Genomic DNA, 19,612 nt, shown 5'->3' with positions numbered 1-19,612 from the left:
GGTAACCATGAGCGCACTTCTGGAAGTCCGCAATCTGCGCGTGGAATTTCCCACGCGCCGCGGCACGCTACGCGCCCTGGACGACGTGTCCTTTTCCATCCAGGCCGGCGAAGTGCTGGGCGTGGTGGGCGAATCGGGCGCCGGCAAATCGCTGACCGGCGCCTCCATTATCGGCCTGCTGGAACCGCCCGGCCGTATCGCGGCCGGCGAAATCCTGCTGGCGGGCCGCCGCATCGACAACCTGCCCGACGAGCAGATGCGCCGCGTGCGCGGCCGCGAAATCGGCGCGGTGTTCCAGGACCCGCTGACGTCCTTGAACCCGCTGTACACGGTGGGCCGGCAGCTGGCGGAAACCATCGTCACGCATCTGGACATGACGTGGTCGCAGGCGCGCAACCGCGCGGTGGAATTGCTGGCGTCCACCGGCATCCCGGCCGCGCGCGAACGCATCGACCACTATCCGCACCAGTTCTCGGGCGGCATGCGGCAACGCGTGGTCATCGCGCTGGCGCTGGCCGCCGAGCCCAAGCTGGTGGTGGCCGACGAGCCCACCACGGCGCTGGACGTGTCTATTCAGGCGCAGATCATCGAACTGCTGAAACGCCTGTGCCGCGACCACGGCACGGCGGTCATGCTGATCACGCACGACATGGGCGTGATCGCCGAAACCGCCGACCGCGTGGCGGTGATGTACGCGGGCCGCGTGGCCGAGATCGGGCCGGTGGCCGACGTGATCCACAAGCCGCGTCATCCCTATACGGCTGGGCTGATGGGGTCCATCCCGTCAATGGACGGGCACACGGAACGGCTGGTGCAGATCGACGGCAGCATGCCGCGCTTGAACGCCATTCCGCCGGGCTGCGCGTTCAATCCGCGTTGCGGTCAGCGCCTGCCGCGCTGCGCGACCGAGCGCCCGGAATTACTGCCGGCGGGCACGTCCCGCGCGGCCTGTTGGTTGCATGACGACAAAGCGATGGTGGCCGCATGAACGCGCCCTTGGTTGAAGTAAAGGATGCCGCGCGCTGGTTCGATGTGTCGCCGCCGTGGCTGGAACGCAAGCTGGCGGGCAAGCCCCGCGTGATGCTGCGCGCCGTGGATGGCGTGTCGTTCGACATCGCGCGCGGGGAAACGCTGGCGTTGGTGGGCGAATCGGGCTGTGGCAAGTCCACGGTTGCGCGCATGCTGGTGGGCCTGTACGGGCTGACGCGTGGCGACATCCGGTTCGACGGCCAGCCGCTGTCACGCATGTCGGAGACAGGTGGCCGCAATCTGCGCAAGCGCTTGCAGATGATTTTTCAGGACCCGTACGCTAGCCTGAACCCGCGTTGGCGCGTGGGCCGCATCATCGCCGAACCCATGCTGACGCACACCACCATGACGCCCGCCGAACGTGTGGCGCGCGTCGGCGAATTGCTGTTGCAGGTGGGGCTGGACCCGGCGGACCAGGGGCGTTATCCGCATCAGTTTTCGGGCGGGCAGCGTCAACGCATCTCGATTGCGCGGGCGCTGGCGGTGAACCCGGAATTCCTGGTGTGCGACGAACCGACGTCGGCGCTGGACGTGTCGGTGCAGGCGCAGGTGTTGAACCTGATGAAGGACCTGCAACGCAAGCTGGGCCTGACTTATCTGTTCATTTCGCACAACCTGGCGGTGGTGCACCATGTGGCCGACCGGGTGGGCGTGATGTACCTGGGCCGGATGGTGGAAGTGGCGCCGCGCGATGAACTCTTTGCGCGGCCCAGGCATCCGTACACGCGGATGCTGCTTGAGGCGATTCCGGATATCAACGGGGCCGGCAAGCCGCGCACGGCGGTGGCCGGCGAAGTGCCCAATCCGCTGAACCCGCCGTCAGGGTGCACGTTTCATCCGCGCTGCCCCCACGCCAATGACCGCTGCCGGGCCGAAGCGCCGGTCGCCATGTTGACCGGGGTTTCCGTGGTGGCCTGCCATGCGGTAGAGGAAGGGCGCGCCTGAGGAAGGATGCGCCCGAACGATAAGGGCGCGCTGCAATGGCGCCCAAGCCGTCACGGGCCGGACCCGACCCCGCCGGGTATCAATGGCGGGGTTCGTGGACCGAGTCGTACGGCGTGTCGTCGTCCTCATCGTCCTCGTCCTCGTCTTCGTCCTCTGCGTCTTCCGTGCTCGGGTCCGCTTGCGGTTCTTCGGTCAGCGCAAAGGGCAGGACGTCTTCCAGGTTGTCGGACCACGCGGATTCTTCGCCGTCGTGATCCAGCTTGATGAAGCGTTCGCCTTCGTTCAACGAAATCTGCACGGCCCACAGGTACAGGCAGTCGTAGGTGTCGTCATCGGCATGCGGCAGCCCGCCGCGATTGCCCAGCAGGCGCGAGCCCGCGCCGCCCATCTGGACGTGAGTCTGCTCTTCGTCCGCTTCCGCGCCTTCGTCCATCGGCACGCCATAGGTGACCCACTCGGTGCCTTCGTCGCCCAGGATGACTTCGGCCAGCACCGGCTTGCCCAGATAGGCGCTGAGGGCGTCGGCGGTCTTGGCCAGCATGTCCAGCTCGGACGTGCTGAAGTGGGTGACGGAGGCTGGGGGAGTGGCAGAGGCGGACATGAAGGGGGTTCCTGGGCGCGATGAAGCCGCGACGGCACGGCAAGATACATAAAGTCAGGCGCTATTGTCGCGCGATCGGCGCTGCGTTGCATCAGGCGCTTGGATGACGCGGCGTTACAAGGCTGTCAGGCCCGCGCGGGCCGGCGGCTCAATGTCCTTGCCGGCGTCAGGTGTTCAGCCCTTGATCCGCCGGCAATGCCCGACCAGCGGCCGTATCCCGATGACGTACCGCGGCAACGGCACACCGTCATTCGGACAGGCCCTACACTTGCGCCCTGTTCTTATATTCCTCTTTCGCATCACCCATCCATGTCGCGATCCGACCCTTCCGCCGTTCCCGCCCGCTACCTGCTGTTTCCGCTGTTGGCCGCCCTGATCTGGTCCGTCAACATGATCGTCACGAAGATGGCCGCCGGCGTGATCTCGCCTGCCGTCATCGGCTTTTACCGCTGGGCGCTGGCCGGCGCGGTCCTCACGCCGTTCGCATTGCGAGGCGTGTGGACGCAACGCCGCCTGATCCTGCCGTACCTGCCCAAGTTCGCCGTGCTGGGCGGCTTGGGCATGGCGCTGTACCAAGGGCTGGCCTATGTGGCCGCTTCCAGCACCACCGCCACCAATATGGGCATCATCACCGCCATGATCCCGCTCTTGACCATCGCGGTGGGTACGGTGGTGCTGCGCCAGCGGCCCACGCTGATGGCGATGCTGGGCGGCGTGGTGTCGCTGGCCGGCCTGGCGCTGCTGATCGGCGAGGGCCACCCCGCGCGGCTGCTGTCCGTGGGCGCCAACCCGGGTGACCTGTTGATGGGCATGGCCGCGCTGGCCTATGCGCTGTATGGCGTGCTGCTGCGTCGCTGGGGCCTGCCGGTGGGCCCGTGGGTGTCGCTGTACGTGCAGATTGGTTTTGGGGTGCTGTTCCAGTTGCCGGCGTTCCTGATGGCCGCGCCGTCGCCGCTGAATGCCGACAACGTGCCCCTGGTGCTGTACGCCGCGATATTTCCGTCCCTGTTTGCGCCTTTCCTGTGGATGCAGGGGGTCAAGCACCTGGGCCCGAACCGCGCCAGCATTTTTCTGAACCTGATGCCGGTGGGCACCGTGGCCATCGCCTCGGTGTTCCTGGACGAAAAGCCGCATCTGTTCCATATCGTGGGCGGCTTGCTGGCGCTGGCCGGGGTCATGCTGGCGCAGATGCGCACGCCGCGCCTGGGGGCACGGCGCGGGTAAGGGGCGACAAAGGGGCGCGGTGACCCGGGCAGAGACCCGGGCAGAGACCCGGGCAGAGACCCGGGCTGTGACGGGGACGGAGAACCGGGGCGGAGAAGCGGGGCGGAGAACGGGGTGGTAACCCCGACGTTCCCCCGCTGACGCACGCCTGTCAGGGTTCCGGCCTACAATCGACGGTTCATCAGCTTTCTTTCCCTATACGAGCCCATGGCCCAATACGTCTACACCATGAACCGCGTCGGCAAGATCGTGCCGCCCAAGCGGCAGATCCTGCGTGACATCTCGCTTTCGTTTTTTCCTGGCGCCAAGATCGGCGTGCTGGGCCTGAACGGCTCGGGCAAGTCGACGCTGCTGAAGATCATGGCGGGCGTCGATAAAGAGATCGAAGGCGAAGCCATTCCCATGCCGGGCCTGAACATCGGCTATCTGCCGCAGGAACCGCAACTGAACCCCGAGCACACGGTGCGCCAATCGGTCGAAGAGGGCCTGGGCGCCGTCGTCACCGCCAAGAAGCGCCTGGACGAGGTCTACGCCGCCTACGCCGAGCCGGACGCCGACTTCGACGCGCTGGCCGCCGAACAAGCCGACCTGGAAGCCATCATCGCCGCCGCCGCCTCCAGCGGTTCGGACGACATCGAACACCAGATGGAAATCGCCGCGGACGCCTTGCGCCTGCCGCCCTGGGACGCCATCGTCGGCAACCTGTCCGGCGGTGAAAAGCGCCGCGTGGCCCTGTGCCGCCTGCTGCTGTCCAAGCCCGACATGCTGCTGCTGGACGAACCCACCAACCACTTGGACGCCGAAAGCGTGGAATGGCTGGAGCAATTCCTGCACAAGTTCCCCGGCACGGTGGTCGGCGTGACCCACGATCGCTACTTCCTGGACAACGCCGCCGAATGGATCCTGGAACTGGATCGCGGCTACGGCATCCCCTGGAAGGGCAACTACAGCTCGTGGCTTGAACAAAAAGAAGACCGCCTGAAGCAGGAAGAGTCCTCGGAATCGGCCCGCCAGAAGACCATCAAGAAAGAACTGGAATGGGTGCGCCAGAACCCGAAGGGCCGTCAGGCCAAGGCCAAGGCTCGCCTGGCCCGCTTCGAGGAACTGTCGTCCTACGAATACCAGAAGCGCAACGAAACGCAGGAAATCTTCATTCCCGTGGGCGAGCGCCTGGGTAACGAGGTCATCGAATTCAACAACGTCAGCAAGGCGTATGGCGATCGCCTGTTGATCGATAACCTTAGCTTCAAGATCCCGCCCGGCGCCATCGTCGGCATCATCGGCGCCAACGGCGCCGGTAAATCCACGCTGTTCCGCATGATCGCGGGCCGCGAACAACCGGATTCTGGCGAAGTCACCATCGGCCAAACCGTCAAGCTGGCCTACGTGGACCAGTCGCGCGATGCGCTGGAAGACAAAAAGACGGTGTTCGATGCGGTGGCCGACGGCGCCGACATCCTGACCGTGGGCAAGTTCGAAATGTCGTCGCGCGCCTATCTGGGCCGCTTCAACTTCAAGGGCGGCGACCAGAACAAGGTCGTGGGCCAGCTGTCCGGCGGTGAACGCGGCCGCCTGCACATGGCCAAGACGCTGATCGCCGGCGGCAACGTGCTGCTGCTTGACGAACCGTCCAACGACCTTGACGTTGAAACGCTGCGCGCGCTGGAAGACGCCTTGCTGGAGTTCCCCGGCAGCGTCATGGTCATCAGCCACGATCGCTGGTTCCTGGACCGCATCGCCACGCACATCCTGGCCTTCGAAGGCGATTCGCAAGTGGTGTTCTTCGACGGCAACTACCAAGAGTACGAAGCCGACAAGAAGCGCCGCCTGGGCGAAGAAGGCGCCAAGCCCAAGCGCCTGCGCTACAAGGCACTGAAGTAAGCGCTGAATTAAGCGCGGAAGTAAGCGACCAGCTTATTCGGTCCAAGAATCCCGGCCTGCGCGCCGGGATTTTTTTTCGACGACAGAATCGAAGTCGCATCGACAAGGCAATACACTTTCTTCGTGCGGAACGGCTTTGGACAAGGCATCGGCTACGTCGACCCGCCACCTGCTTGCATCGGCCCGCCGCTATATCATTGAGCAGCACGCGCGGGCTTCGGCTGCGCCGCGTTGCGGTTCCCCTTTATTCCGTTGCCGGCTTTCCGGAGATTCCCGATGCTGCTGCAAGCCTCCGATTCCACCTTCCTCATCGTCGACATGCAGGGCCGATTGATGCCCGTCATCCATGACAACGAGGCCGTGCTCAACACCACGCACAAGCTTGCGCGGGCCGCGCGCTTGCTTGATGTGCCGGTCATCGCCACCGAGCATCACAGCAAGATGCTGGGCGTGACGGTGGACCCGTTGCGCGACATCGTGCAGTCCACATTCCAGAAGATGCATTTTTCTTCCGCCCGTGAACCGGGCTTCGAAGCGTGGCTGCCGGCCGCGCGCAAGACCGTTCTGGTGGCGGGCTGCGAAGCGCATATCTGCGTGCTGCAAACCGTGATCGGCTTGGCGGACATGGGCTATCACGCGGTGCTGGTGTCGGACGCGGCTGGCTCGCGCAAGCCTTCGGATCATCATGCGGCGCTGCGCCGTGCGCGCGCGCATGGCGCGGAAATCGTCACCTCGGAAATGGCGATATTCGAATGGGTGCAAACTTGCGAACATCCGCGTTTTCGCGAGGTGTTACGTCTCGTCAAATAGCCGACGCGCCCTGCAACATCGTCCCAGGGGCGCACAATTATTCTCTCGCTGTTTGACACAATTCCTGGGCAAACCTAACACCGCTCGCGCGGATATTTTGAGATCCTGAAGTTTCTAAACCCATATGGGGATCGCGCGCTCGCGTCAGGTCCATGGTGCGGCCCCGGGGATAAGAATAGGAGCCTCATCATGAAAATCGCATCTCTTTCCAAAATCTGTGTCGCACTGGCGATGACCGCCGCCATGGCGGGCTGCTCGTCCTGGGACGGCATGAGCCATCGCCAAAAGAGCACGGTGGGCGGGGCCGCATTGGGCGGCGTCGCAGGCGCCGTGATCACCAACGGTGGCGTGCTGGGTACGGTGGGCGGAGCGGCGATCGGCGGTGTGATCGGCGATCAGGTCGGCAAGCACTAAAGCGCTGCATCAACGCAAACGCCCGGCAATGCCGGGCGTTTTTTTTGGCCGTGACCAAAGTTGCATGTCGCGCCGGCAAGCCGGCGCGACGGCCGCATCAGGTTTCGTTCTGCGGCATCTCGATCTTCACTTCCAACACCTCCAGCGTGTCCTGGCGTTCCAGGTGCACCTTGATGTCTTCAGGGTTGATCTTCACGTACTTTGAAATCACGGCGATAAGTTCCTGCTGCAGCTGCGGCAGGTAGTCGGGCGAGTCGCCGCGGCCCCGCTCGTGGGCCAGGATGATCTGCAACCGTTCCTTGGCGACGGACGCGGAAGTTTTCTTTTGACCAAGCAGAAACGACAGGAAGGACATTGCTTACTTGCCTCCGAACAGGCGTTTCAGGAAACCGGGCTTTTCGTAATCGGTAAAGCGCAGGGCCTTGTCTTCGCCAAGGTAACGGGCCACGACGTCCTTGTACGCTTCGGAGACGTCGGTCTCTTTCAGGTGGATGGCCGGCAGGCCCTGGTTCGAGGCTTGCAGCACGGCTTCCGATTCGGGGATCACACCGATCAGCTTGATGCGCAGAATGTCCTCGATATCGCCCAGCGACAGCATTTCGCCGTCGACCACGCGCTTGGGGTTGTAGCGCGTAAGCAGCAGGAATTCCTTGACGGGTTCGCCGCCGTCCACCGCACGCTTGGACTTGGCCGCCAGAATGCCCAGGATGCGATCGGAATCGCGTACCGACGAGACTTCCGGGTTCGTCACGACCAGCGCGTCGTCGGCGAAATAAGCGGCCATCAGCGCGCCCGTTTCAATACCGGCCGGCGAGTCGCAGACGATGTACTCGAAACCCATTTCCTTCAGGTCATTGATGACCTTTTCCACGCCTTCCTGCGTCAGCGCGTCTTTGTCGCGCGTTTGCGAGGCGGGCAGGATGAACAGGTTTTCAAGCTGCTTGTCCTTGATCAGTGCCTGGTTGAGGGTGGCTTCGCCCTGAATCACGTTGACGAAGTCGTACACCACGCGACGCTCGCAGCCCATGATGAGGTCGAGATTGCGCAGGCCGACATCGAAGTCGATGACAGCGGTCTTGTGGCCCCGCATCGCGAGGCCCGCGGAAAAACTGGCGCTCGTCGTGGTTTTACCCACGCCGCCTTTGCCGGAAGTCACCACAACAATGCGTGTCATGACGATCAAACCCTTATGTTCGAATAAATCGCGTTATCGTAAAGCAAAAAGCCCATGTAAGGCTTCTTACAGAATGTGTTGAGACCTGAGGTTCCGAACGATGTATGCGGCGTGCGCGCACGCCGTGTTGCCATCGTCCGATCAGCTTTTCAGGGCCTCGATCCGCAGCGTGTCGCCATCCAGGCGAACCAGCGCCGGCTGGTTTTGCAACGTGCGGTCAAGCTTGTCTTCCACCACGCGATACACGCCGGCCACAGCCAGCAGTTCCGCGTCCAGGTGCGTCGTGAAGATGCGCGCCGACGTATCGCCGCGCGCGCCGGCCATGGCCTTGCCGCGCAACGGGCCGTAAACGTGCACGTTGCCGTCGGCGATGACTTCGGCGCCCTGGCTGACCATGCCGATCACGACCAGGTCCGTGTGGCGCGCGTACACGCGCTGGCCCGATCGCAACGGCTTGGTGATGACCAGCGCCGATGCCGAATGCGGCGCGGCTTGCGTGGGGGTGGAGGCAGAGGTGGTGCTGCTGGCTTCGCGCGCGGGCATCGGCTCGGCGGACGCGGGCTTGGCGGGCGCTTCTGCCGCGCTGTCGGTGGCTGCGTTGTCAGAGGCCGTGCTTTCCGCTGCCGAGGTATCGGTCGGGGCGGGCGCGGTTTCAACGGCCGCGGCCGGCACCGACGGCACGGGCGTCGATACATCATTGGGCGGCGCGGTGTCCACAACCGGGGCAGGGCGCGCGGGCGGGGTGGAAAGCTCGACCGGCGTCAGGCCGGCGTCGCGCGCGGCCTTCAGGTTGGCGCCTTCGGCCACCACGCCGATCGCGGGCAGGTTGTGCGCGCGCAGCGCGGCAACCAGCGCCGGCCAGTCGATGGCGTCTTCGACGCGGCTGGCGTCGATGACCACGGGTTCGTTTTCAAAGAAGCTGCCCGCATCCGCCATGCGCTTGGCCAGCGCGGCGGCGAGGCGTTCGGGGTCCGCGCTGTGCAGAACCACGCGAATGGCGTAAAGGGTGGCGCTTTTGAAGTCCAGGGCTAGCGATTCAGTATTCATCTTGATTGTGGCTGGCGGTCCGGCGCCAGGAAAACGGCGCGCGCAACCGGCTGCGGGATGTCGGGCATGATAACCCGCGCCGGGGTGGGGTGCGCAGGGGGGAAGACGAAAGAAAAAGGCGCCCGAAGGCGCCTTTTCCCGTGTTACGCACGCGTGGCGGCGTGGCGCGGCGGCTTAGCCTTGCGCCCAGGAATCGCGCAGGGTCACGATGCGGTTGAGCACCGGGGCGTCTGGCGTGGATTCCTTCAGATCGGCCGTGAAGTAGCCCAGGCGCTCGAACTGCCAGGTAGCGCCCGGCGTGGCGACGGTGCCGGGTTCCAGCCAGGCCGTGACGGTCTGCTTGGAGTTCGGGTTCAGGCAGGTCAGGAAGTCCTTGTCGCCACCGTCGGGACGCGCATCGGCGAACAGGCGGTCGTACAGGTGGATCTGGGCGGGCACCGCGTGGGCCGCGCTGACCCAGGTGATGTTGCCCTTGACCTTGACGCTGTCCGCGCCCGGCGTGCCGCTTTTGGTCTCGGGCAGGTATTCGGCCTGCACTTCGACGATTTCGCCGGCTTCGTTCTTGGTGAAGCCGGTGCAGCGCACCACGTAGCCGTACTTCAGGCGCACGGTGTTGCCGGGGAACAGGCGGAAGTACTTCTTGGGCGCTTCCTCGCGGAAGTCGTCGCGTTCGATCCACAGTTCGCGCGACAGCGGGAATTCGCGCACGCCGGCTTCCGGGTCGTGCGGGTTGCGCGGCGCGGTGCAGGGCTCGGACTGACCTTCGGGGTAGTTCGTGATGACCAGCTTGATCGGGTCCAGCACGGCCACCGAGCGGGCCGCGATGGGGTCGAGGTCGTCGCGCACGGCTTGCTCAAGCAGGCTGTAGTCAATGCGCGAATCGGACTTGGACACGGCGGTGCGGTCGCAGAACAGGCGGATCGAGGCCGGCGTGTAGCCACGGCGGCGCAGGCCGAAGATGGTCGGCATGCGCGGGTCGTCCCAGCCGTCCACGTGGCCTTCGCGCACCAGCTGCAACAGCTTGCGCTTGCTGGTGACGACGTAGCTGAGATTCAGGCGGGCGAATTCATATTGGTGCGGCAGCGGCTGGGCCAGCTTGCCCAGTTCGGCCAGGCGCGTCAGGATCCAGTCGTAGAACGGGCGCTGGTCTTCGAATTCCAGCGTGCAGACGCTGTGTGTGATGCCTTCCAGCGCGTCTTCCACCGGATGCGCCCAGCTGTACATCGGGTAGATGCACCACTGGTTGCCCGTGCGGTGGTGGGTGGCATGGCGCACGCGGTACATGACCGGGTCGCGCAGGTTGATGTTGGGCGAAGCCATGTTGATCTTCGCGCGCAGCACCAGGCTGCCGTCGGGATGCTTGCCGTCGCGCATTTCGCGCAGCAGGGCGATCGATTCAGCGGCGGGGCGGTTGCGCCACGGCGAATCGGTGCCCGGCTCGGTCAGCGTGCCACGGTTGGCGCGGATTTCTTCGGGGCTTTGCTCGTCGACATAGGCATGGCCGGCCTCGACCAGGGCTTCGGCGAATTCGTACATATAGCCGAAGTAGTCGCTGGCGAAGTACAGGTTTTCCTTGCCATCGGCGGCCTTCCAGTCAAAGCCCAGCCAGCGCACGGCCTCGATGATGGCGTCGACGTATTCCTGGTCTTCCTTTTCGGGGTTGGTGTCGTCAAAGCGCAGATGACAGACACCGCCGAAGTCGCGCGCCAGGCCGAAGTTCACGCAGATGCTCTTGGCGTGACCGATGTGCAGGTAGCCGTTGGGCTCCGGCGGAAAGCGCGTGCGGATGCGGGCCGGGTCCTGGTCGCCCTGTTCCTGCACGGCGGCCGGGCCAGGCTTGCCCGCCCAGCGTTTGCCCTGGAAGCGGTTGGCTTCGAGGTCGTCCTGGACGATGTTGAGCAGGAAATTGGATGCAGCAGGGGTCGGCGTCGTGGCGGAGGTCATTCTTGAAAGAATAGGAAAAAGCGGCGACAAAGCGTCAATTTTGCCACGTTCCGCAACAGGGGCCTTTTTGAACCCTCTGCAACCGGTTTCAAACTGTCCCCACGGCCTTGTAACTGGCTCTACACTACGGGCCATCATGGATATATCCACCCTTTCCCTGGCCCGTGCGCAGTTCGTGGCCAGCCTGAGCTTCCTGGCGCTTTTCCTGGCGGTTTCCCTGGCGCTTGTCTGGATTCTGCTGTTTTTCAAGATTCGCGCACGCTGGTCCGGCCGCCCCGGCTGGACCGCCGCCTACCGCTTCTGGGTCCGCATCTTTGCGCTGGCCTTCGTCCTGACATTGGCGGCCAGCGTGCCCGTGCTGATCCAGATCGGCAGCCTGTGGGCAGGCCTGATGGACAAGATCGGCAACGTGGCCGGCCCGCTGTTGGGCTACGGCATCCTGTCGGTATTCATCCTGAAGTCGTGTTTCCTGGGCGTCATGCTGTTCGGGCAACGCCGGGTGTCCGATGGCGCCCATACCCTGGCCGTGCTGATGGTGGCCGTGGGCCAGCTGCTGGCGGTGTTCTGGGTGCTGGCCTTGCAGTCATGGATGCAGACGCCCGACGGCGCGATCCTGGTTGACGGCCGCTACCAGGTCTACGACTGGGTGGCCGTGGTGCTGAACCCTTCGGTGGGTTGGCGCATGGCGGTGGTGGCGGTGGGCGCGGCGCTGGCCGCCTCGTTCCTGATGATGGGCGTGACGGCATTGCAGGCGCTGCGTCGCCCGCTGGGCGACGGCGAACGCAATGCGTTCAAGACCGCGCTGGTCATCGCCCTGCTGGCCGCGATCCTGCAGATTCCCGTGGCCACCGGTGCGGGCCAGATGGTGGCCAAACTGCAACCGGCCAAGGCGGCGGCTGCCGCGGGCTTCTGGCAAAGCGGCGCCGAACCGCAACTGGTGTTGTTTGGCTGGCCTGATGCGCGCGCGCACACCAATGTGTCCGACATCACCATTCACAACGCGGGCGGCCGCTGGCTGCATCGCAACGCCGACGGCACGTACCAGGGCCTGGACAAGTATTCCGGCATGTTGCCGCCGGTGGCCTTGACGTTCTGGTCGCTGCGGGTGGCGGTGGCGGCGGGGCTGTTGATGCTGGCGGTGGCGTGCGTGACGTTCCTGTGGACGTTCCGACGCGGGCTGGACCCGTCGACGCTGCCTGTGTGGTGGCAGCGCGTGCTGTGCGGCATGATGTTTTCGGGCGGGGTTGCCGTGGTGGCCAGTTGGTGGGTGTCCATCATCGGCCTGCAACCGTTCGTGGTGAACGGCACGATCACGCAATCCGAGGTGCTGGGGCAGATGCCGTCCAGCACGGTTCTCTATGGGCTGATGGGCTATGGCGTGCTGTACGCCCTGTTGTTGGCCGCGTTCACGGGCATGTTGTTTCACGCCGCCCGATACGGCGTGGTGCCGGTCCGTAAATTGGGCGGAGGTACGCCATGATCGCCATGCTGGCCGCATCGCAGGGGCTCAGCCCCGAAGACCCTTCTTTCTGGATGCCGCTGGCCTTCATGGGCCTGTTGTTCGTGGTGATCGCCGCCGGCATGGTTCTGGACGGCTTCGATCTGGGCGTGGGCATCCTGCTGCAACTGGCGCCCGAACACGAGCGCGGCCGCATGATGTCGCTCTTGAGCCCCTGGCGCGATGCCAACGAATTCTGGTTGCTGCTGGGCATGGGGCTGTTCGCCTCGGCATTCCCGTTTGCGTGGGGCGCGGTGCTGGGCAAGCTGTACGGACCGCTGACGTTCATGGTGCTGGGCGTGGTGCTGCGCAGCGTGTCGTTTGAATTTCGGATCCGTGCGCGCAACGAAATGAAGCCGCGCTGGATCTTCGGCTTCTGGGCCGGCTCCATCATCACGGCCTTTGGGCAGGGGATGCTGCTGGGGCGCATCGCCACGGGCTATCAGTCCGATGCGGGATACGGCTGGTTCGCCATGTTCGTCGGGCTGTGCGCGGTAGCCGCCTATGTGCTGCTGGGCGCATCCTGGCTGGTCATGCGTGTGGACGGTGATTTGCAGCGCCGCGCGGCCTATTGGGCGCGCCACGCCATCCGCTGGACGGCGGTGGGCATGGTGGCCATTGCCGTGACGCTGGGCCTGGCCAATGCGGGCATCTTCTACAAATGGAGCAACATCGCGCACCTGAGCCTGGCCGCCACCGTGTGGGTGCTGATGCTGGCGGGCTACGTGGCGGCCGAAATGCTGCTGGCGCGCCTGCCCGGCCGCGCGGACCGCTTCAGCTGGCTGCCCTTCGTGCTGTGCGTGGCGCTGTTCCTGCTGATGCTCAGCGGGCTGGCCTACAGCCTGTTCCCGTACCTGATCCTGGACGACATGACGCTGTGGGATGGCGCGGGCGCGCTGGGGTCGATGCGGCTGGTGATGGCCGGCGCGGTTGTCGGCATTCCGGTGGTGCTGGTGTTCAACATCCTGGCGTACCGGTCGGTGTTCGGCAAGGAACGCCCGCCGGTTCCGCTGCTGCCGCCGCCGTCGTATTAAGACGTGGGACGGGGCTCCTGGAAATGGGGCGCTTCGCCCGGGCCGGGCCGTTACAGCACCGGCTTGGCCACGCGTTGCAGGATTTCTTCGCCGTAGGCTTCCAGCTTGCGCGCGCCCACGCCGCTGATGTGGCTAAGGGCGTCCATGGACTCTGGCTGCGCCAGGGCAATTTCACGCAGCGTGGCGTCATGGAAGATGACGTAGGCGGGCACGCCGTGGCTCTTGGCCACTTCGCCACGCCAGGCGCGCAGGGCCTCGAACACGGGTTGCAGTTCGGCCGGCAGGTCGATGGCGGCAGCCTTGGGGCGACCGCTGCCGGTCTTGCCCGAGCGGGTCTTCTTTTCGGATTCGCGGCGCAGCATCAGCTGGCGTTCGCCCTTGAGCACCGCGCGGCTGCCTTCTGTCAGGGCCAGCGTGCCGAAGCCTTCGTTGTCCACCGTCAACAGGCCTTGCGCCAACAACTGGCGCAGCACGCCGCGCCAGGCGGTATCGCTAAGGTCTTCGCCCACGCCGAACACGCTTAGCGTTTCGTGGCCGTGCTGCTTGGTGCGGTCGGTGACCTTGCCGCGCAGGATGTCGATGATATGGCCCGCGCCGTAGCGCTGGCCGCGTTCTTTCCACAAGCGGTAGACGGCCGACAGCACTTTCTGAGCGGCCACCGTGCCGTCCCAGGCTTGTGGCGGTTCCAGGCAGACGTCGCAGTTGCCGCAGGCGGTAATGTGCTGGCCAAAGTACGCCAACAGCCGCACGCGGCGGCATTCCACCGTTTCGCACAGGCCGAGCATCGCGTCCAGCTGCTGGCCCAGCCGGCGGCGATAGGATTCGTCACCGGGGGATTCGTCGATCATGCGGCGCTGTTGCACCACGTCTTGCAGGCCGTAGGCCAGCCACGCCGTGGCGGGCAGCCCATCACGACCGGCCCGGCCGGTTTCCTGGTAATAGCCTTCAACCGATTTGGGCAGGTCAATGTGCGCCACGAAGCGCACGTCCGGCTTGTCGATACCCATGCCGAAGGCAATGGTGGCCACCATGACCACGCCGTCTTCGCGCAGGAACCGGGACTGGTTGGCGGCGCGCACCTGGGGGCTGAGCCCCGCGTGGTACGGCATGGCGTCAATGCCCTGGTTGCACAGGAATTCGGCGGTTTCCTCGACCCGCGCCCGCGACAGGCCGTACACCACACCGGACTCGCCCTGGTGTTCCGTGCGGATCATCTCCAGCAGCTGCTTGCGCACTTCGTTTTTCTCAACGATGCGATAGCGGATGTTGGGGCGGTCGAAGCTGGACACAAAGTGCCGGGCGTCGTCCAGCGACAGGCGTTGGGCGATCTCGGTCCGGGTCTCGGCCGTGGCCGTGGCCGTCAGCGCGATGCGCGGCACATCGGGCCAGCGCTCGTGCAGCATGGACAGGCCCAGGTATTCCGGCCGGAAATCATGACCCCATTGCGACACGCAATGCGCTTCGTCGATGGCGAACAGGGCGATGCGGCCGCGTTCCAGCAGTTGCAGGCAGCGGTCGGTCAGCAGCCGTTCGGGGGCGACGTACAGCAGATCCAGTTCACCGGCCAGGAACGCCTGCTCGACGTCGCGCGCCACGCGCCAGTCTTGCGTGGAGTTCAGGAAGGCGGCGCGCACGCCCAATTCAGTCAGGGCGTCGACCTGATCCTGCATCAGCGCGATCAGCGGCGACACGACAATGCCGGTGCCTTCGCGCACCAGCGACGGAATCTGGTAACAGAGCGATTTCCCTCCGCCCGTGGGCATCAGGACCAACGCGTCGCCGCCGTCGATCACTTGTTCGACAATGGCTTGCTGGTCGCCGCGGAAGGATTCGTAACCGAAAACGCGCTGTAGTACGCCCAGGGCGCGCGCGTCAGACATGGGGGTAGGCCGGAAGCATCATGGCAGGGATTTTAAGCCGCAATTTCCGGGCGCCCGTTTCAGGGGGATATTTCCGTCCGGCTTGCGGCCTGCTACCAGCTCAGCCACGTGCCGCGCATGAAGGTATCGACCGGCATGCTCAGGTTGGCCCGCCATTCATAGTTGCCCGACACGATGTCGCGGTCGGCGCCCACGGCCAGCTTGACCTTGGGGGCGACGAACATGCTGTGCGACAGCCCCACGCGCTGTTCGGCAAGCACCGAGCCTTCGTGCAGGCCCGAATAGGTGCCGCTGACGGTGCCCCAGCCCTGGATCGGCACACCGGCCGACAGCGTGTTGCGCGATTGCGGGGCCGCGGCCACGCCGCCGGAATAGTTGGACAGGTCGCCGAACCCGGCGCCGATCTGCTCGTTTGTGTAGCCCAGGTTGACGGCGTCCGCGACCTGGACGTTGTAGCCGAAGCGGTAGCGCCAGGCGTTGGACGCGTCGAACGAACTTTGCGTGGCGCCGGCCTGGAAGGTGCCGTATTCGCCCGCCGCGTAGGTGGTGCCCATGCCGCGCGTGGTCAGCGACGGGGCGCTTTGCATCTGGCCTTCGACGGTCAGCGCAGGCGTCAGGCCGTAGCGCACGCTGCCCATGCCGACCGACGCGCCATAGTCCACGGCGCCCGAACTGGCGGTGGGGTCCATGCGGTTGAGCTTGCCCACCGACGATGAATAGCCAAAGCTGCCTTCCGGCACGGAGGCCGTGGACCCGGCCCAATTGGCGATCTGCAAACCGCCCACCGGCGCGGTGCTGCCCCAGGCGGGAGCATTGGCGTTGATATTGCCCACCGTCAGCGACGGGCCGGCCGTGTTGCGATAGACCCAATTGCGGTCGCCGCCGTAACGCAGGCCGTCCTGGCCGCTGACTGATGAAAACCACGGGCGGGTCGGGCGCGACACGCCTGAAATCACCACGACGGGTATGCGGGGTATGTCACTTTCTTCAAGCGCGAAGGAATAGTCGGGCACGCTGCTGTCGGACACGCTGTCGTCCGGCGCATTGCCGTCGGCCACACCCGCAACCTGATCGTCGCAGGCCAGCGCACCGCTCTCCACGCCTTGGGACAAGCCCGTATTCAAACCGGGAATCGCCTCGCCGCCGCTGTCATCGGCGCCCCGCACGCTGGTATCCAGCGCGGGCTCGGCGGCCTGCAAACCGCAGGGCGGAGGGCCCAGGGGCACGGCGCGAGATTCGATCGACGGCGCCGGGCGTACCGGAATAGGCTGTACCGGGGACAGTACGCCGATACCGCGTGCCACAAGCACCGGCGCGCCCTGGGCGGGCATCGAGTTCGGAAGGGGGGACGCAGCCAGCGTGTCGGCAAGCGCGGTAGCCAGCGGGCAGCACAATCCCGCCGTCAGCGCCGCATGCAACAGCCGTCTGCGCCAGTTTGCAGGGGCGACCATAAAAAACAGTGTAGAGAGGGGGCGCCGCGGTAGCTGTAAACGATTTTTAGTAAACCGGACCAGCGGCAAGGCAAGCCGGTATTTTACGGCCAGTGGGCCGGTGCGGAAAAGGGTCCGGAACGGGTTTCGCAGACGGCCAGCCGCCCAGCACCCGGGCGCCGGCCACGCGCCGACGTGCCGCCGGAACGCTGTGGGACAGGCGCCCGTACATCGTGCAACAGGTGTATTTCAGTTGATTTCCTGCCCCTTGCGGCTTGGCGCGCCGCGCCGCACTATGGCATCCATGGACAATCCTCATACCAAGCTGCTGGTCGTGGACGACGACCCGGCCCTAAGACAACTGCTGGCCGACTACCTGAATCGGCACGGCTACGACACCTTGCTGGCGCCGGACGCCACCGATCTGTCATCGCGCATCACCCGCTACGCGCCCGACCTGCTGGTGCTTGACCGCATGCTGCCCGGCGGCGATGGCGCCGACGCCTGCCGCCGCCTGCGCGAGCAGGGCGAAGACATCCCCGTCATCTTGCTGACCGCGCGCGACGAGGCGGTGGATCGAATCATCGGCCTGGAAGCCGGGGCCGACGATTATGTCGGCAAGCCCTTCGACCCGCGCGAGCTGCTGGCCCGCATCGAAGCCGTGTTGCGCCGCAAGCGCGGTCCGTCCGCGCTGACCAAAGACGCGCCGGTCACGTTCGGCCCGTTCCTGTTCGACCCCTCCACCCGCCAGTTGTCGCGTGACGGCACCGTCGTCAAGCTGACCGGCGGCGAAATCAATCTGCTGGAAGCGCTGGTGCGCAACGCGGGCAAGCCGCTGTCGCGCGAACGCCTGTTGGCGCTGGCGCGCGACGATGACGCGGGCGAACGCAACGACCGCGCCATCGACATCGCCATCCTGCGCCTGCGTCGCGTTATCGAAGACGACCCGAAGCAGCCGCGCTGGATCCAGACCGTGTGGGGCATTGGCTACCGGTTTTCTCCCTGATGCGTTTTCCCGCCCGCTTTCTGGTGCCGCGCTCGTTGCGGGCGCGACTGATCCTGCTGATCCTGGGCGCCGTCCTGTTGACGCAAGCGGCCACGCTGGTGACGGTCTCGTACTTCCGGCACAAGTTCATGGAAGACGTGGCCATCGGCTATATCGTCACCACCATCCGCACGCTGCGCGCGGCGCTGTCCGAGGTGCCCGCCGAGGACCGCGCCGATTTCGTGCGCACGGCATCACAGAATCAATGGCGCCTGTGGTCGCGCGTGTTGCCGGCTGAGGCCAAGCTTCAACGTTTCAACGGCCGCCGTCCGCCTCCACCGCCGCGCACCGCGCCGCGTCCGCCACCGCCGCCCCCGTCCGACGCACGGCCGGAGTCCAGGTCCGACGCCCGGCCCGACTCCCGACCTGGCGAATCGCCGCCTCCGCCGCCGCCCGACGGGCGCAGCGTCGATCCCGGGGACTCGCGCAGCGCCCAGCAGCGCGAGGCCGACCACGCCGCCCACGAAGAGCGCATGAAGCGCTACCAGCCCGAACCCGACGACATACGCCGCGACCTGCGCGTGCTGGTGCAACTGCTGAACGAACGCCTGAATGACGGCACGCGCGTGGCGTTGTCGCGCGGCCCCACGCCGGAAATCTTCATTTCTCTGGCGCCCAATTCCGCCAGCGAGGACGTGCCGCGCCTGCGCGAATGGCTGGTCATTCCGCTGGAACGGCTGGACCCGCCGGTTGCCACGCCGTTCATCGCGGCCTGGTTGGGCGGACTGGGCCTGTTGCTGCTCTTGGCCGTGGGCTTTTCGTGGCACATCACGCGTCCCATCACGCGCTTGGCCGATGCGGCCGACCAGCTTGCCGCCGGGCAGCCGCAGCGCGTGGAACCGTCCGGCCCGCACGAAACCCGCGCGCTGGGCGAACGCTTCAACGCCATGCTGGACGCCCTGGCCGAGTCCGACTCCGTGCGCCGCACGCTGCTGTCCGGCCTGCCGCACGATCTGAAGGGACCGTTGTCGCGCATGTGGTTGCGCATTGAAATGGCCGACGATTCCAAGCTGAAGGAAGGCTTGCGCACCGACCTGCAAGACATGCAGCACATGGTCGATCAGTTCATCGGCTTTGTGCGCGGCACGGACCCGGCCGCCTACCGCTATGCGCCCATCGTGCTGTCCGACTGGCTGGTCGAACGCGTGGGCGCGTGGCAGGGCGCGGGCACCGATATCCACCTGACGTCCGTGGACGACGACGCGCCGCTGGTGGTGCAGGCCGACGCGGTGGCGTTGGGTCGTTTGTTGGACAACCTGATCGGCAATGCGCTGAATCATGGCGCGCCGCCGGTCAATGTCAGCCTGCGCCGCGAAGACCGCGAGGCCGTGCTGGACGTGTCGGACCATGGCCCCGGCATCGTGCCCGAACGCCGCCAGGAGGCGCTGCGCCCCTTCAGCCGGCTGGACGATGCGCGCACCCGTACAGGCAGCGTGGGCTTGGGGCTGGCGCTGGCCGAGGCAATCGCGCGCGCACACGGCGGGTCGCTGGAACTGCGTCAGGCGGAATCCGGCGGGCTGTGTGTGCGGGTGAAGCTGCCGTTGTCGGAAAACGCCTGATGCGGGCGGGGGCCAGCTAGTGGCCCCCACCACCGCCCGCGCCAGCCGACTCGCCATACGGTACGATGCATCCTGCTTCGTCCCTTGTCGTTTTTCG

17 protein-coding genes are annotated in these 19,612 nt (G+C 65.7%); 10 read left to right on the top strand and 7 right to left on the bottom strand.

Features of this window, described 5'->3' with window-relative positions:
- Positions 1 to 7: 7 nt before the first annotated feature.
- Both V6F88_RS24300 and V6F88_RS24295 read left to right on the top strand, forming a co-directional pair.
- Positions 8 to 988, top strand: a complete 981-nt coding sequence (locus tag V6F88_RS24300) for an ABC transporter ATP-binding protein (RefSeq protein WP_046803502.1) — start codon at positions 8 to 10, stop codon at positions 986 to 988.
- Entirely contained in the window at positions 985 to 1,974 is a 990-nt protein-coding gene (locus V6F88_RS24295; protein WP_332612781.1) for an ABC transporter ATP-binding protein, read from the top strand. Before V6F88_RS24300 ends, V6F88_RS24295 begins: the two co-directional genes overlap by 4 nt.
- Positions 1,975 to 2,053: 79 nt before the next feature.
- Here the strand turns inward: V6F88_RS24295 and V6F88_RS24290 are convergent, their stop codons facing one another.
- Positions 2,054 to 2,575 (bottom strand): hypothetical protein, encoded by a 522-nt coding sequence (locus V6F88_RS24290; protein ID WP_332612780.1) that lies wholly within the window; start codon positions 2,573 to 2,575, stop codon positions 2,054 to 2,056.
- 309 nt (positions 2,576 to 2,884) lie between these two features.
- Here V6F88_RS24290 and V6F88_RS24285 point away from each other — a divergent pair, with 309 nt between their 5' ends.
- The 4 genes from V6F88_RS24285 to V6F88_RS24270 all read left to right on the top strand — a co-directional run bounded on the left by V6F88_RS24285 (position 2,885) and on the right by V6F88_RS24270 (position 6,904).
- Positions 2,885 to 3,799: a DMT family transporter gene (locus V6F88_RS24285; protein WP_332612778.1), complete on the top strand. Its 915-nt coding sequence runs from the start codon at positions 2,885 to 2,887 to the stop codon at positions 3,797 to 3,799.
- Between the two features lie 207 nt (positions 3,800 to 4,006).
- A complete protein-coding gene (ettA, locus tag V6F88_RS24280; RefSeq protein WP_006217650.1) occupies positions 4,007 to 5,680 on the top strand; it encodes an energy-dependent translational throttle protein EttA in 1,674 nt (557 codons plus the stop codon).
- 276 nt (positions 5,681 to 5,956) lie between these two features.
- A complete protein-coding gene (locus V6F88_RS24275) occupies positions 5,957 to 6,490 on the top strand; it encodes an isochorismatase family protein (RefSeq protein WP_332612775.1) in 534 nt (177 codons plus the stop codon).
- Between the two features lie 189 nt (positions 6,491 to 6,679).
- A complete protein-coding gene (locus V6F88_RS24270) occupies positions 6,680 to 6,904 on the top strand; it encodes a glycine zipper 2TM domain-containing protein (protein ID WP_039882797.1) in 225 nt (74 codons plus the stop codon).
- A gap of 97 nt (positions 6,905 to 7,001) precedes the next feature.
- Here V6F88_RS24270 and minE read toward each other — a convergent pair whose 3' ends face one another.
- From minE to V6F88_RS24250, 4 genes are all read right to left on the bottom strand, one after another.
- On the bottom strand, positions 7,002 to 7,259 hold the full coding sequence (gene minE / locus V6F88_RS24265; RefSeq protein WP_006217654.1) for a cell division topological specificity factor MinE: 258 nt from the start codon (positions 7,257 to 7,259) through the stop codon (positions 7,002 to 7,004).
- 3 nt (positions 7,260 to 7,262) lie between these two features.
- A complete protein-coding gene (minD, locus tag V6F88_RS24260) occupies positions 7,263 to 8,078 on the bottom strand; it encodes a septum site-determining protein MinD (RefSeq protein ID WP_006217655.1) in 816 nt (271 codons plus the stop codon).
- Between the two features lie 141 nt (positions 8,079 to 8,219).
- Positions 8,220 to 9,125, bottom strand: a complete 906-nt coding sequence (minC, locus tag V6F88_RS24255) for a septum site-determining protein MinC (protein WP_332612771.1) — start codon at positions 9,123 to 9,125, stop codon at positions 8,220 to 8,222.
- 174 nt (positions 9,126 to 9,299) lie between these two features.
- The gene (locus tag V6F88_RS24250; RefSeq protein ID WP_332612770.1) at positions 9,300 to 11,069 is read right to left on the bottom strand and encodes a glutamine--tRNA ligase/YqeY domain fusion protein; all 1,770 of its coding nucleotides are present in this window, start codon (positions 11,067 to 11,069) and stop codon (positions 9,300 to 9,302) included.
- Between the two features lie 136 nt (positions 11,070 to 11,205).
- Between V6F88_RS24250 and V6F88_RS24245 the strand changes: the two genes are divergently transcribed.
- Both V6F88_RS24245 and V6F88_RS24240 read left to right on the top strand, forming a co-directional pair.
- A complete protein-coding gene (locus V6F88_RS24245) occupies positions 11,206 to 12,549 on the top strand; it encodes a cytochrome ubiquinol oxidase subunit I (protein WP_332612769.1) in 1,344 nt (447 codons plus the stop codon).
- Positions 12,546 to 13,601, top strand: coding sequence for a cytochrome d ubiquinol oxidase subunit II (locus tag V6F88_RS24240; protein ID WP_332612768.1), 1,056 nt, complete (start codon positions 12,546 to 12,548; stop codon positions 13,599 to 13,601). The genes V6F88_RS24245 and V6F88_RS24240 overlap by 4 nt, the downstream gene beginning before the upstream one ends.
- A 50-nt stretch (positions 13,602 to 13,651) precedes the next feature.
- Here the strand turns inward: V6F88_RS24240 and recQ are convergent, their stop codons facing one another.
- Both recQ and V6F88_RS24230 read right to left on the bottom strand, forming a co-directional pair.
- Entirely contained in the window at positions 13,652 to 15,481 is a 1,830-nt protein-coding gene (recQ, locus tag V6F88_RS24235) for a DNA helicase RecQ (protein WP_332612766.1), read from the bottom strand.
- A gap of 92 nt (positions 15,482 to 15,573) precedes the next feature.
- Positions 15,574 to 16,932: a fimbrial protein gene (locus tag V6F88_RS24230; RefSeq protein WP_332612765.1), complete on the bottom strand. Its 1,359-nt coding sequence runs from the start codon at positions 16,930 to 16,932 to the stop codon at positions 15,574 to 15,576.
- A 283-nt stretch (positions 16,933 to 17,215) separates the two neighbouring features.
- On the opposite strand from V6F88_RS24230, the gene V6F88_RS24225 reads away from it, so the two are divergent.
- Complete coding sequence (locus tag V6F88_RS24225; RefSeq protein WP_039882801.1) at positions 17,216 to 17,917, top strand: response regulator; 702 nt, start codon at positions 17,216 to 17,218, stop codon at positions 17,915 to 17,917.
- The gene (locus V6F88_RS24220; protein WP_332612763.1) at positions 17,917 to 19,515 is read left to right on the top strand and encodes a sensor histidine kinase; all 1,599 of its coding nucleotides are present in this window, start codon (positions 17,917 to 17,919) and stop codon (positions 19,513 to 19,515) included. The genes V6F88_RS24225 and V6F88_RS24220 overlap by 1 nt, the downstream gene beginning before the upstream one ends.
- Positions 19,516 to 19,612: the final 97 nt, after the last annotated feature.

It is taken from the genome of Achromobacter sp. ESBL13 (genome assembly GCF_036668755.1).
GTDB lineage: Bacteria > Pseudomonadota > Gammaproteobacteria > Burkholderiales > Burkholderiaceae_B > Achromobacter.
Note: the sequence above shows the minus strand (reverse complement) of the source record. Positions and strands in the feature narration are given on the sequence as shown.